This is a genomic window from Haloarchaeobius amylolyticus (genome assembly GCF_042678045.1).
Lineage (GTDB): Archaea > Halobacteriota > Halobacteria > Halobacteriales > Natrialbaceae > Natrinema > Natrinema amylolyticus_A.
This window is the reverse complement of record NZ_JBHUDI010000011.1, coordinates 115,063-128,725: the sequence shown is the minus strand read 5'-3', so window position 1 is coordinate 128,725 and position 13,663 is coordinate 115,063. Positions and strand designations below refer to the sequence as shown.

Genomic DNA, 13,663 nt, shown 5'->3' with positions numbered 1-13,663 from the left:
CGAGAAAAAGGGAGTTGACGATTCGATCCGTTCACGATCGTTCAGCCGCCGGTAAACTGGATAAACGGTGTCGGTTCCGCCTGTTCAGGGGGCCGACCCCATCGACTCGAGCCGGTCGGCAAACAACGCCTCGAGCAACGCGGGCGTGACGAACGCCTCGACGACGGCGGCGACGACTAGCAGGAGCCAGCCCGCGAGCACGAGCAGGCCGGTTCGGTACAGATAGCGTTTCGTGACGATCGCATCGCGCGTGCCTCGAAGCCGCTGGCCGACCCGGTAGAGCAGCCGGAAGCCGACGCCGGCGGCGATAAAGAGTGCGGGGAGTTCGAAGATGCCGTGGGGCAGCAGGCCGACGAGGATGTAGCCGATACCGACGCTGCTGGCGATGAACGCGCCGACGTTCCCGACGATAACCCCGTTGAACAGCATTGCCCAGGCCGTCAGGAGCCCCAGCGTCAGCACCCCGAGGATCGACAGCAGGAACGCACGACTGTTGTTCACGAGCAGAAAGCGTGCCAGTTCGAGCCGGCTCCGGTCGCTGATATCGGGAAACAGCGGCTCACCGACCACGTCCTGGATGATCTCGAGTAAGTTGTAGCCGGCGACCATCAGCGCGATTCCGACGACGATGCCGACCGCGAACAGGCCGGCGGCGAAGCCGACGTAGCGGCTGTGCTCGTCCCACGCGTCGGCGAGTGCGTCGCGCGGTGGATACCCGTTCGCGGCCGGATCGCCACTCGTGGTGGGATCGCGTCCGCGCTGGATTCGATCGTCCATAGTTTCATGTTGGCGAATCGACCCATAAACCCCGTGGCTCGGCTCGTCGCGGTCCATCGACAGGCTAAGGCCGCCAGAGGAGAACCCCAATCCAATGACGACGCTTGCGATCACCGACGGGCAGGTGCTCCAGTCCGATCTGACGGTGACGACTGCGGACGTACTGATCGATCAGGACGCCGGTGAGATCCTCGAGCTCGGTTCCGACCTCGGAGCTGACGCCGACGAGACGCTCGACGCCGCCGGTTCGCTCGTGACGCCGGGATTCGTCAACGGCCACTGCCACGTCGCGATGACGCTCCTGCGGGGGTACGCAGACGACAAGCCGCTCGACGCGTGGCTCCAGGAGGACATCTGGCCTGCCGAGGGCGAGCTGACCCCAGAGGACGTCCGCGTCGGGACCGAACTGGGGCTGCTCGAGCTTATCAAGGCCGGCACCACGGCATTCGCGGACATGTACTTCCACGTCCCCGAGATCGCTGCCGCGGTCGAGGAAGCCGGACTCCGAGCCCGCCTGGGTCACGGGATCGTCACCGTCGGCAAGGACGGCGATGTCGCCCGCGAAGACGCCCAGACGAGTCTCGAGATCGCCCGCGAGTACGACGGCGCGGCCGACGGCCGGATCTCGACGGCGTTCATGCCCCACTCGCTGACGACCGTCGGGGACGAGTACCTCGAGGAGTTCGTCCCTGAAGCGCGCGAGGCGGGGGTCCCGATCCATTACCACGCCAACGAGACCACCGAGGAGGTCGCGCCGATCGTCGACGAATACGGACAGCGGCCGCTCGCGTACGCCGCCGAGCAGGGAATGCTCGAGCCCGAGGACTTCGTCGCCCACGGCGTCCACGTCGACGAGACGGAGATCGACCTGCTCGCGGAGGCCGGCACCGGCGTGATCCACTGCCCGGCCTCGAACATGAAACTGGCAAGCGGGATGGCTCCCGTCCAGCGCATGCGCGAGGCGGGCGTCACCGTCGGCCTTGGCACCGACGGCGCGGCCTCGAACAACGACCTCTCGATGCTCGACGAGGCCCGCGACGCGGCCATGCTTGGCAAACTCGCCGCCGACGATGCCAGCGCGGTTCCTGCCGAAGCTGTCGTCGAGATGTTGACGGCAGGCAGCGCCGACGCGATCGGCGTCGAGTCAGGCCGGCTCGAGGAAGGCGCACCGGCCGATTTCGCGGTGATTGACCTCGAGCAACCGCACCTGACCCCGCCCCATGACCTCGTCAGTCACCTCGCCTACGCGGCCGCGGCGTCGGACGTCCGCCACACCGTCTGTGACGGAGAGGTACTCATGCGCGACCGCGAGGTGCTGACGCTGGACGAAGCGGCGGTTCGGCAGCGGGCGCTCGAGGCGGCCGAGTCGCTGGCCGCTAGGGTCGAGTGATGATCGAAAGTTAAACTCTCAAAAAAGTCTATAAACGATATAAACTATTCTTATCGGTCGAAATGGGTCTTCGAACTAATCGAACTGCCGGAAGGGTTTATTCAGGGATCGCTGAATGTTCTACTCGGAATGAGACAGAAACGACTCTTTGCACTTGTACTGGCGGTCGCGATGGTCGCGTCCGTCTTCGCACCGATGGCCGCAGCGGCGAGTACGGGCGGTGCCGATGCGGCATCCGTCGACGGCGATACCACGTTTTCGCTCGCAGAGGATAACACGACTGAGGAAAACGAGACCCTCGACAACGATACTGAGGAAAACGAGACCCTCGACAACGATACTGAGGAAAACGAGACCCTCGACAACGATACTGAGGAAAACGAGACCGAGGATGAGTTGGACGGAAATGAGACGGACGATAACGAGACCGAGGACAACGAAACGAACTTCGGCTCGCTCGTCTCCGATCACGTCGAGAGTCTACAGAACGAATCGAACGACACGAACGACTCGATGGGCCTTTCGGTCGCGAGCTTCGTCGTCGCGAATAACCCCGGTAACGCACCGGCACACGCTGGCCCGCCGAGCGACCCCGGTCCGCCGGGTGACGACAAGAAAGACAGCCAGGGCCCACCGGCTCACGCTGGTGGACCGCCGGGTGAGGACACCACTGACGACAGTGCTGACGACACCGACGGCGAAGACAGCGATGACGACACCAAGAAGGACAACAGTGGCGGACCGAGCAACGGCGGCGGACCGCCAGACCACGCTGGCCCATCGAAGTAACGACCTGACACGGATGCCGGTCGACGGCACGTTTCTCTCGTGTCGGAGGCACGACCCCGTCGCCAGTGTCCGAATCGATCGCTCGCCGCCATACAGGCGCGATTGATCGTATAACCGATCGCGATCCGTTCGAACCTGTTGTTTTTTGCCGCTCGAGTCAACTGGACCGTGACGGTATGCTGTCGGACGACAGTCTCCGAACACCTGATCGCGTCTCGAGTGTGTCCGGCGTGAACCGTGTTGTCAGACAGTATCTTCTCGACGGCCAGGTCAGCGTTCGATCGTCACTGGTTCGGTAGCGTTTTGCCTCCGCTGTCCTTCGGTCGATGTATGACCAACACTGCGTATCCGCCGATCAGCGAACAGCTGGCGGATCTCGAGTCCCACCGGGAGGAGGGACGCCGGAAGATGGACTGGGCCGCCCAGCATATGCCGATTCTCGAGCACGTCCGCGAGGAGTTCGTCGCCGACCAGCCCTTCGCGGGCGAGCGCATCGCGATGGCGATGCACGTCGAGGCGAAGACGGCGATCTTAGTCGAGACGCTCGCAGAAGGCGGCGCGGAGGTCGCCGTCACCGGCTGTAACCCGCTCTCGACCCACGACGACGTCTCGGCGGCGCTGGATACCCACGAGAACATCACCAGCTACGCCAAACGCGGCGTCGACGACGAGGAGTACTACGACGCCATCGAGGCCGTCATCGCCCACGAGCCGACGATCACCGTCGACGACGGGATGGACCTCGTCGCGGCGATCCACGAGGACTACCCCGAGTTGATCGACGGCATCATCGGCGGCGCAGAGGAGACCACGACCGGCGTCCACCGCCTGCGCGCGATGGACGCAGACGGGGCGCTTGACTACCCCGTATTTGCTGTGAACGACACGCCGATGAAGCGGCTGTTCGACAACGTCCACGGCACCGGCGAATCCTCGCTGGCCTCCATCGCCATGACCACGAACCTCTCGTGGGCCGGCAAGAACGTCGTCGTCGCCGGCTACGGCTACTGTGGCAAGGGCGTCGCGAAGAAGGCCGCGGGCCAGAATGCGAACGTCATCGTCACCGAAGTCGAGCCCCGGCGCGCGCTCGAGGCCCACATGGAAGGCTACGACGTGATGCCGATGGCCGAGGCCGCCGAAGTCGGCGATGTCTTCCTGACGACGACGGGTAACCGCGATGTCATCGTCGAGGAACACTTCGATAAGATGCAGGATGGCGTCTTACTCGCCAACGCGGGTCACTTCGACATCGAGATCGACCTCGAGGCGCTCGACGACCTCGCCGTGGATCGCTACGAGGCCCGCGACGGCGTCGAGGCCTACGAACTCGCAGACGGCCGCCGACTGAACGTCATCGCCGAGGGACGGCTCGTCAACCTCGCCGCGCCCGTCTCGCTTGGCCACCCCGTCGAGGTCATGGACCAGTCGTTCGGGATTCAGGCCGTCTGTGTCCGCGAACTGATCGAAAATGGCGACGCCTACGACGCGGGCGTCCACGACGTGCCCGACGACTTAGACAAGGAGATCGCCGAGATCAAACTCGAGGCCGAAGGCGTCGACTTCGACTCGCTGACGGATACCCAGCGCGAGTACATGGGTAGCTGGGACCACGGAACGTAAGCGGACTCTTCTCGCCGGCGCTTACTCCTCGCGTTCGTCACGACTGTGGGTAACCTCGCTGACGACGAACACCAGACTGCCATCCGAGAGGCCGCCGAGGCGAATCCGGACCGGGAACGTCGCACCCGTCCGTCGGCGCCCAGTGCAGGTCCCGGTCCATCGCCACCCCTCCGCGACGGTCGGGACCGCTACCGACTCGAGGTGCGCGACGGCGTCGTCGGTAAACAGCTCTCGCCACGGGGTGCCGGTGAGCTCGTCACCGTCGGCACCGAATCGCATCGTAAACGACCGGCTCGCGAACTGAATCGCGCCGGTGGAGTCGACGATCGCGATCGCGTCACCGGCGAGCTCGACGCTCGCGAGCGATCGCCGCGAGAGGAGCGCCAGCCGGTGGCGCTCGAGGAGGTCGGTGACGCGAGTCGCAAGCCGATCGCGTGGCTCGGTTCGCGTGATCACGGTGGTCCACTCGTACGATCGGACCGCGCGTGTGAGCGTGGCTGTCGCCTCGTCGGCGAGGACAACGATCGGCAACTCCGCTCTCTCGGTCCTGATCGTCTCGAGCCACTCACACTCGCCGGCGCCGTCGGTGGCGGCCACGTTACCACCGGTCACGCCGCTGTCTTCGATCGCCATCGTCGACGGCACGACGAGACAGTCGACCTCGTCGAAGCGGGGCCGTGCATCAGCGAGCGTGGCCGCCGTCTCGACGACGGCCTCGTCGTCGAACGCACGTTCGACGTGGTCGCGGTCGTCTTCCTGGTCGATGACGAGGACGGTTATCGCCGTGAGTCGGCGCCGAACGGCCGGCTGGATCCCTGCCGCTGGTGGAACTAGCATCGAGATCGCCTCCGGGGTAGGATCGCTCGCTGGCTTCGGCACGCCGTCTGCGACCCAGTCTCCAGCGGCCGTCGTCTCCTCTCGGGCTCGACTGCCGTAGTCAGTTCGAGTCGCTTATTCGCTGTCATGGACGGTTCCATCGACCATGACGGTGCCGTCGCCTCGGACCTCGACCTGCGAGGTACCGTACTCGAACGTGACGCGGATCTCGTCGCTGAATCCGGGCTGGAACAGCTGATCGAGTGCCTCGGGGTCAATGCTGTTGTACAGCGGCTCGAGTTCACTCGGGGTGGTGTCAGTCGCGTCCGCGAGGGCTTCGACGACGCGCAGACTGATCGAATCGCTGTGATAGTCTAGTGTGGCTCCGGACATCTTGGCTGGACTAATACGACCTGTCGGTATCGGCTTGCTCGTTATATACGTAATTCCACCGGTGGCTGCACACTACATGTATAGTGTCCCGGGATCCTCGTGGCAGCACCGGCATTCGTGCCGTTCAGCCGTTGAGGCGGGTAATGAATGCGACAAACCCGCCGACGTTGCGGTCACGCCCGTTTGTATCCTGTGCGAACGATAATGAGGATTTGAATAACGAGGTGAAATAAACCACTCATATCATTGCCCCCTGTTCCATAGACGCACCATGGACGGGACTGCGGTTCAGAGCGGAGTGCTCGTGGGTGACACGAGACGATCGCGTGCGCTTTTGCTCGGCGTGATCGGCGTCGCAGTCTGGATCACTGCTGGCGTTTTGCTCGAGGGCGGTGTACCCCGAGGCGTTGGAACGCAAACGGGCCCCGGACTGTTCGTCGTGGGGCTCGCTGCACGGAGCGGCTCCGATCGGGCGAACGACCTTGAGCGGCTCACCGACGCGCTTCGACAGTTCACCTCGCGGCTCGAGTCTGTCCCTCCTGCGCAACTGTCGTCCATCGACGAGCCACTCGACGTCACGATCGATCGCGACGACGAACTCGGACGACTCTCCGAGACCGTCACAGACCTGACGTCCGTGGTGTGTGACCGCGAACGGCGACGCGCCGAGAGCGAACGATATCGCCAGGAACTGTACCGGATCACGTCCGATCCGAACACGACCGGCGAGACGAAGATCCGTCGGTTGCTCGAGTTGGGCTGTGAGCGGCTGGATCTCGAGACGGGCTTTGTCTCCCGGTTCGACGAGTCGACCGAGCGGTACGAGATCGAGACGGCCGTCGGGCACGAGGCCGATCTCGAGGGGACGGTCATGGAGCTCTCGGAGAGTCCCTGTGACGACCTGGTCGAATCGGACGAGGTTCGGGGAAACATCGATGCCGATCCCATCGAGTGGGCGGACCATCCGATCGCCGACGAACTCGGCATCAACTGCCATCTCGGTGGCACGATCGTCGTCGAAGGCGACTACTGCGGAACGATCTGTTTTCTCGACCGCGAGCCCCGGGAGCAACCGTTTACCCCCGCCGAAACGTCGTTCGTGGAGCTGATCGCTCGATGGGTGAGTCAGACGTTCGAACGCCGCACCTACGTCCAGCGAGTTCGGGAGCGGGAACGGCGTCTCGAGCGGGCACAGGCGTTTACCACTGACATGCTGGACGCGGTCACCGACGTCGTCTATCTTCTCGGCGAGGACGGCGCGGTGCGACAGTGGAACGAGAGTCTCTGTGAGGCAACGGGGTATACCGACGCCGAGATCGAGTCGATGCACGCGCTCGAGTTCTTCGATGAGACCGACCACGACCGGATTATGGACTCGATCGACGAGGTTCTCGAAACCGGCTCGACACGCATCGACGTCCCGATCGTGACCAAAGATGGCGAGCAGCGTCCCTACGAGTTCGTCGCGTCGACCCTCGAGAACCCGGCGGGCGAGCAGGTCATCGCTGGCGTCGGTCGCAACGTCGGTGAACGCTTGGAGAAACAGCGACGGCTCGAGCGATACGAGCGGTTCACCACCGACGTCATCGACGCGTTGGACGACGTGTTTTACGTCGTCGACGAGGACGGCGAACTCCAGCGCTGGAACGAGACGCTGGTCGATGTATCGGGGTATTCGGACGCCGAGATCGAGTCGATGCACGCGCTCGAGTTCTTCGACGAGGACGACCAGGACGCGGTTCGGGAGTCGATCACCGAGGCATTCGAAACGGGCGAGACCCGCGTCGAAGCGGCGCTGCAGACGAAGTCGGGCGAACGGATTCCCTACGAGTTCATCGCGTCGGTCCTCGACGATCCGAGCGGCCGTCCGGTCGAGGTCGGGATCGGCCGGGATATCTCCGACCGCAAGGCAAAAGAGCGCCGGCTCCGCGAACGCGAGGCCCGCCTCGAGCGGACGACGCATCTGCTCGAACAGTCCCAGCGGCTGGCGAACGTCGGTGCCTGGGAACTCGACCTGACTGACGATCCCGCCGACGTTCGATGGACCGACGAGGTCTACCGAATCTTTAGGCTCTCACCCGATCAGGAACTCGATCTCGATCAGGTATTCGACTATATTGCGCCAGCGGATCGGTCGCGGCTCAGCGAGGTGATCGACCGCGCAATCGAGGACGGTGAGCCGTACGATATCGAAAATCAGATCATCACAGCGGATGGAGACCGGCGCTGGATCCGAAGTATCGGCGAGCCCGTTCGAGACGACGGCGAGATCGTCGCGCTCCGTGGCGGGGTACAGGATATCACTGCACGCAAGGAACGCGAACGCGAACTCCAGCGCACCGAGACGATCATCCAGGCGCTCGACGAGCTGGTGTATACGATCGACGCGGACGGCTACTTCCGGTTCGTCAACGACGCGCTGACGCCGCTCACCGGCTACGATCCCGACGACCTGATCGGCGAACACGTCTCGACGGTAATGGCCGCCGAAGACCTCGAGACGGCCCAGGATCTGATTCGGGAGTTGCTCCACGCCAACGAACCGTCACAGACGTTCGAGATGACCTTCGAGACCGCCGACGGCGAGGTGTTCGACGCGGAAACGCACATGGCGCTGTTGCCGATGGCCGACGGCGAGTTCACCGGGACCGCGGGCGTCATCCGCGACATCTCGGAGCGCAAGGAACGCGAACGCCGACTGGAAACGACGAGCGCCCGGCTCGAGGCGCTGTTCGAGAACTCCCCCGATATGATCAACGTGCTCGATACCGAGGGGACGATCGTCGACGTGAACCGACGGCTCTCGGACGCGCTCGGCTACACCGAAGCAGAGTTGCTCGGCGCGAAGATCTGGGAACACGACACGCTCGTCGATGAATCCGAGGCGCTGTCCTTGCTCGAGGAGATGGCGGTCGGCGATCGCCGGAAGTTCGAAGGCCGGTATCGGTGTCGCGACGGCTCGACGTTTCCCGTCGAGGTCCACCTGATCTGTCTCGACCTCGAGAACGAAAACCGCTTTTTGGCGATCAGTCGCGATATCTCCGATCGAAAGGCCCGCGAACGAGACCTCCGCGAGACGAAACGCCGCCTCGAACTCGCCCTCGAGGGGGCGAACACGGGCGTCTGGGAGTGGGACCTGGACACCGACAGGGTCACCTGGAACGAGACGCTCGAGCGACTTGTCGGCCTCGAGCCAGGTGCGTTCGGCGGGACGTTCGACGTCTTCAGAGAACGGCTACATCCGGACGACGTCGACCGCGTCGAGGCCGATGTCGGCCAGGCGATCGAGAACGACGAACTGTTTCAGACGGAGTTTCGGCTCCGACACGAGGACGGCAGCTGGATCTGGGTCGGGGCCCGCGGCCGTGTCGTCGACGACGAGAACCGAATGGTCGGGATCAACAACGACATCACTCGCCGCAAGGAGCACGAGTTCGCTCTCGAGTCGCTCCACGGCGTGGCCCGCGACTTACTCGGCACCGACAGCGAGGACGAGGTCGCGGACATGGTCGTCGAGACGGCCGCCGACATCCTCGAGGCCGCGGGCGTCGCGGTGTATCACCTCGATTCCGACGTGAACCGATTCGAGCCGATCGCCTACACCGACGAGTTCGCACACCTCTGTGACGGCACGGCCTCGGTCGCCGTCGGCGACACCGACGCCGCCCTCTGGAACGTCTACGTCACGGGGACGGGGATGGTCGTCGACGATCCGGCGTCGTTCGACCAGTCACGAATCTTCGGGCCGGGCGTCGAGAGCGGCGTCATCGTCCCGATCGGCGATCACGGCGTCTTCGCGGTCGCGTCGGGTGGCGACTCGATCGACGCCGACACCCGGCGGCTGATCGAGACGCTGGTCGCGACGACCGAAGCCGCCTTCGACCGCCTCGAGAGCGAGGCCAGCCTCCGCGAGCGCGAGACGGAACTCGAGGAGCGAAACCGCCGGCTCAACCGCCAGATTTCGATCACCGAACTCATCAGACGGATCGACCAGTCGCTGATCGGTGCCGACAGCCGTGCGGACATCGAACAGACAGTTCCCGAACGGCTGATCGAGGCCGACGACATCGCGTTCGCGTGGATCGGCCAGCTCGACGCCAGCGGCACGCGACTCGAGCCCCGCGCCTGGGCCGGATCGGGTCAGGAATACCTGGACGATGCCCCGCTCGCGTACGACGCGTCGGCCGAACCGGCCGCCAGGACCGCTCGGAGCGAGACGCCGACGGTCGTCTCGAACGTCGTCGAGGGACTCCAGAGCGAGGACTGGCGCCGGCCCGCCCTCGACCGTGGGTTCCAGTCGGTCATCAGCGTCCCACTCTCGCATGCGGAGTACTCGTACGGCGTCCTCACGCTGTACGCGGACGAACCGGACGCCTTCGCCGACCTCGAGCAGACCGTCGTGACGGAACTCGGCGACGGGATCGCAAACGCGATCAACGCCGTTGAAACGCGCGAGGCGTTACACGCCGAACGGGTGCTCGAGCTGACGCTCCGACTCGAGGGTGAGGACGAACTCCTCTCGCGAATCGCAGCGAAGACCGGTGCCAGCGTCGACTATGCGGGACTGGGGACGCACTCGGGCGACGAGACGCTGCTGTTCTTCGAGACCAGTGGCGTGTCGCCCGACGAGGTGCGGGCAGCGCTCGACGACCTCGTCTCGGTGACGGAATTCCGGCTGATCACCGAGACCGAGAGCGGCTGCCGATTCGAGGCGACCGTCGCCGGCGAGGTCATCGCCTCGCGGCTGGTCCGCCACGGCGCCAGTCCGCGCTCGATGCACGCCGACGCGGCGAGGACCGAGCTCACCGTCGATGTCCCGACGGGAACCGATGTCCGCGAGTTCGTCGAGATGCTCCGCGAGGCGTACCCGACCGTCGAACTGCAGGCGCGCCACCACGTCGAGCGATCGATGCGAACGCGCAGCGAACACGTCACGTCGCTGCTCGACACGCTGACCGACCGCCAGCTCGAGGTACTCCGGACGGCCTACTTCGCCGGCTTCTTCGAGTGGCCTCGCGAGAGCACCGGCGAGGAGATCGCCGAGTTGCTCGAGGTAACACAGCCGACGGTCAACCGCCACCTACGGATCGGCCAGCAGCGGTTGCTGACGCGACTGTTCGAGGAGGGCGGCCCGGTTCTCGCGGACTGATCGGTCACGATATCGGCTCACCGAGACACGTCGGGCCGGGCCGTCTCGGGGAGAGGAACGCCCAAGGGCCCAGTCGCCGTATCCTCTACTATGGAAACGCCATCACGATACCGCGATGGGCCAGTCCGGACGACGCTCGTCGCGATCGGCCTGGCTGCGTTCGGGATTCTCGCGAGCCAGTTTACGACCCTCCCCGCGATCGCGCTCGAACCGGCGCTGGCGACGTCACCGACGGACGCCTCGCTCGTGAGCCGAACGGCGCTGTTGATCTTGAACTTCCTCGGCTTCGTGCTCGCCGGCGCGCTGTATCTGGCCGTGACCGGCCGCGGCTGGTCGTACGTCGACCTCCGGTGGCCGACGAAACGCGGCTGGCTCTACGTCCTCGCCGGCGTCCTCGGTAGCTTCGTCTTTTACATTCTCGTCAGTCTGGTCGTGCAGGTCCTCGCCTTGCCGTCCGCGGAGAACCAGGTCGCGACCTACATCGGGGGCGATCAGACGATGGTCCTGATCATGATCGGGATCGTCTTCTTCTTCAACGCACCCGCCGAGGAATTCCTGTTCCGGAACGTCGTCCAGAAACGCCTCTACGCGGCGTTCGATCGGCTCACCGCGGTCGTCGTCGCCAGCGCGATCTTCGCGCTGATCCACATCATGTCGTATGCGGTCCTCTCGGACTCGCTGCTTGCGACCCTCGTTCCGGTCATGGTCGTCTTCGGCGGCTCGATCATCTTCGGCTTGCTGTATGCGAAAACCGACAACCTCGTCGTGCCGATCGGCGCCCACGCTGCGTTCAACGCCATTCAGTTCGGCTTACTGTATATCGCCCTCGAGTACGACCTCGAGGCCGCCGATCCGTCGACGTCGCTGCTGGTCGACCTCGCGGCGACGGTCCCGCTGTAACCTCTCCGTCTGGCTTCCCTATCGTCCGGTCTTTTATTCCTTCCCGCAGGTGAGGCGGTCTGCTGGAACGAATGATCGGTGTAACTCAGGACGGCCGCAGTCGCACCGTCACTGACTTACAGGAGTCCGTACGAGAGGCCTGTATGTCCCATGCGAAGGGCGACCGCCGCGAACGCGAACTCGTCAACGCGCTCGACGAGGCCGGCTTCGCGGTGATGCGTGCGCCCGCCAGCGGCGCTGCGACCGACCGCGAACTCCCCGACGTCCTCGCCGGTGACGGCGACCAGTTCTACGCCATCGAGGCGAAATCGAGCGCCGGCGACCCGATCTATCTCACGGGTGAGGAGGTCGAAGCGCTCATCTACTTTGCGCAGAACTTCGGCGCGAAACCCCGGATCGGCGTCCGCTTCGACCGCGAGGACTGGTATTTCTTCCACCCCGGCGACCTCTACGTGACCGACGGCGGTAACTACCGAGTCAAGAAAGAGACGGCACTCGCGGAGGGCACTGATTTCCCCGAGTTCACTGGCCAATCCGAGAAGGTCACGCTGGCGGAAGCCGCCGCTACTGATCGTGACGGCGGCCCCGACGAAGAGGTTCTCCGTGTGCTCAACGCCGTCGAACAGGGCGTCATGGACGTCGAGGAAGCCGCGGAACTGCTCGAGTAGCCATTGCTGGAAGGGGTCCCAGGAGGCGTTACACTTTCTCGAGGCGCGTTCGCGGGAAGACGTAGACCTTCAGCGACGCGGGAACGACACCGTTGGCTGCGACGGTGGCGTGGGGATAGATCGCCCCCACGACGGGCACGTTCGGATCGTAGTTCTCGTTGGTCGCGTACTCCGCGACGGTACAGTCTGCAGCCCCGATTTCGACGGCGTCGGCCCGCAGGTCCGAGACGTCGACGACGGTGAGCCGATCGCCGGTCTCCCGGTCGACGACGGTGTCGCCCGGATGGATCGCGTGGTCGTCGCAGTAAAACGGTCCGGCCGCGTCCTCGTCGACGAAGACCGGCTCGCCACAGTCGTGACAGTCGACTGCGACCTCGCCCGGCGGTGGCGTCCGGCCGGCCGTGATCTCGAGGGCGATCCGGCGAATGTGCTTGCATCGGGTCTTGCGGAAGACGTGATCCGGGCAGGTACACCGGCTCGCCTCGAGGTCGACGAGATAGGTGTGGTCGCTCGCGGATTCGACCTCGTAGAGCCCGTCGCCGAGCGGTAACACCGACATCGGTTCGGTGTGTGCCCGGCGCGATCGCTCCGGGAGGTGGGCTGTTCGTGGGACTGGCAGCGGTGCTTTCGGTGACGCTGTTGTTTTCATGGATGCGTCGGAACGGGAATCGCTGGTCGGCTGGCTATTCGACGTTCGTAGGGAACCAGGGGACATAACGGCCATGCCTGCGTGTTCATGGACGACGTTTATACGCGATCGGCGACCGAAAAGCGGGACTGACTGCCTATTCTCCCGCCGAAGACCCCTTCGAAGCGCTTTTCACCGGGCCGTCGAAACCGCTCAGGCAATGGTCGAACGCGAATCGCTCATCGAAATCGTCGTCTCCGTTGGTGCCGTCCTCGCGATGCTGGCGGCCATGTTCGCTATCGGGTCGTCCTACGGCGCCGCAAACAGCACGCTCTCGCTCGAAGGCGGGTGGATGCTCGTCTGGGTGATCGTCGGGTTCATCGTGTTGATGACCGTGGTCGGGATCGCCCTGGCCTACCTGCTGAACGAGCCCGAGGACGGCCTCGAGCCCGACGGCGGCGACGCGGATGCCAACGCGTACTGATAGATTTCTGTCGCTCGTCGTTTCGGCGCACTACCACACGAGAGAACGA

12 protein-coding genes are annotated in these 13,663 nt (G+C 64.6%); 7 read left to right on the top strand and 5 right to left on the bottom strand.

Going from position 1 to position 13,663, the window contains the following annotated elements; translation table 11 throughout:
• Positions 1–84: 84 nt before the first annotated feature.
• Entirely contained in the window at positions 85–777 is a 693-nt protein-coding gene (locus tag ACFR99_RS16705; RefSeq protein ID WP_390289692.1) for a stage II sporulation protein M, read from the bottom strand.
• Positions 778–871: 94 nt separating this feature from the next.
• On the opposite strand from ACFR99_RS16705, the gene ACFR99_RS16700 reads away from it, so the two are divergent.
• Positions 872–2,167: an amidohydrolase gene (locus ACFR99_RS16700; protein WP_390289689.1), complete on the top strand. Its 1,296-nt coding sequence runs from the start codon at positions 872–874 to the stop codon at positions 2,165–2,167.
• A gap of 101 nt (positions 2,168–2,268) precedes the next feature.
• Here ACFR99_RS16700 and ACFR99_RS16695 read toward each other — a convergent pair whose 3' ends face one another.
• Positions 2,269–2,502, bottom strand: coding sequence for a hypothetical protein (locus ACFR99_RS16695; protein WP_390289686.1), 234 nt, complete (start codon positions 2,500–2,502; stop codon positions 2,269–2,271).
• A 61-nt stretch (positions 2,503–2,563) separates the two neighbouring features.
• Here ACFR99_RS16695 and ACFR99_RS16690 point away from each other — a divergent pair, with 61 nt between their 5' ends.
• Both ACFR99_RS16690 and ACFR99_RS16685 read left to right on the top strand, forming a co-directional pair.
• Positions 2,564–2,956, top strand: coding sequence for a hypothetical protein (locus ACFR99_RS16690; protein ID WP_390289683.1), 393 nt, complete (start codon positions 2,564–2,566; stop codon positions 2,954–2,956).
• Between the two features lie 330 nt (positions 2,957–3,286).
• Positions 3,287–4,576 (top strand): adenosylhomocysteinase, encoded by a 1,290-nt coding sequence (locus tag ACFR99_RS16685; RefSeq protein ID WP_390289680.1) that lies wholly within the window; start codon positions 3,287–3,289, stop codon positions 4,574–4,576.
• 21 nt (positions 4,577–4,597) lie between these two features.
• On the opposite strand, the gene ACFR99_RS16680 is transcribed toward ACFR99_RS16685, so the two are convergent.
• Together ACFR99_RS16680 and ACFR99_RS16675 are read right to left on the bottom strand one after the other, a co-directional pair.
• A complete protein-coding gene (locus ACFR99_RS16680) occupies positions 4,598–5,413 on the bottom strand; it encodes a PAS domain S-box protein (protein WP_390289678.1) in 816 nt (271 codons plus the stop codon).
• 114 nt (positions 5,414–5,527) lie between these two features.
• Complete coding sequence (locus ACFR99_RS16675) at positions 5,528–5,785, bottom strand: HalOD1 output domain-containing protein (protein WP_390289675.1); 258 nt, start codon at positions 5,783–5,785, stop codon at positions 5,528–5,530.
• A gap of 271 nt (positions 5,786–6,056) precedes the next feature.
• On the opposite strand from ACFR99_RS16675, the gene ACFR99_RS16670 reads away from it, so the two are divergent.
• The 3 genes from ACFR99_RS16670 to hjc all read left to right on the top strand — a co-directional run bounded on the left by ACFR99_RS16670 (position 6,057) and on the right by hjc (position 12,502).
• Complete coding sequence (locus ACFR99_RS16670; protein ID WP_390289672.1) at positions 6,057–10,934, top strand: PAS domain S-box protein; 4,878 nt, start codon at positions 6,057–6,059, stop codon at positions 10,932–10,934.
• A 90-nt stretch (positions 10,935–11,024) separates the two neighbouring features.
• Positions 11,025–11,834: a CPBP family intramembrane glutamic endopeptidase gene (locus ACFR99_RS16665; protein ID WP_390289670.1), complete on the top strand. Its 810-nt coding sequence runs from the start codon at positions 11,025–11,027 to the stop codon at positions 11,832–11,834.
• A gap of 143 nt (positions 11,835–11,977) precedes the next feature.
• Positions 11,978–12,502: a Holliday junction resolvase Hjc gene (gene hjc, locus ACFR99_RS16660; RefSeq protein ID WP_390289667.1), complete on the top strand. Its 525-nt coding sequence runs from the start codon at positions 11,978–11,980 to the stop codon at positions 12,500–12,502.
• Between the two features lie 28 nt (positions 12,503–12,530).
• Here hjc and ACFR99_RS16655 read toward each other — a convergent pair whose 3' ends face one another.
• Positions 12,531–13,151 carry an SWIM zinc finger family protein gene (locus ACFR99_RS16655; protein WP_390289664.1) on the bottom strand — a complete coding sequence of 207 codons (621 nt, stop codon included), beginning with the start codon at positions 13,149–13,151 and terminating at the stop codon, positions 12,531–12,533.
• Between the two features lie 199 nt (positions 13,152–13,350).
• Between ACFR99_RS16655 and ACFR99_RS16650 the strand changes: the two genes are divergently transcribed.
• A complete protein-coding gene (locus ACFR99_RS16650) occupies positions 13,351–13,614 on the top strand; it encodes a DUF7472 family protein (RefSeq protein WP_390289661.1) in 264 nt (87 codons plus the stop codon).
• The last annotated feature ends 49 nt before the right edge of the window (positions 13,615–13,663 follow it).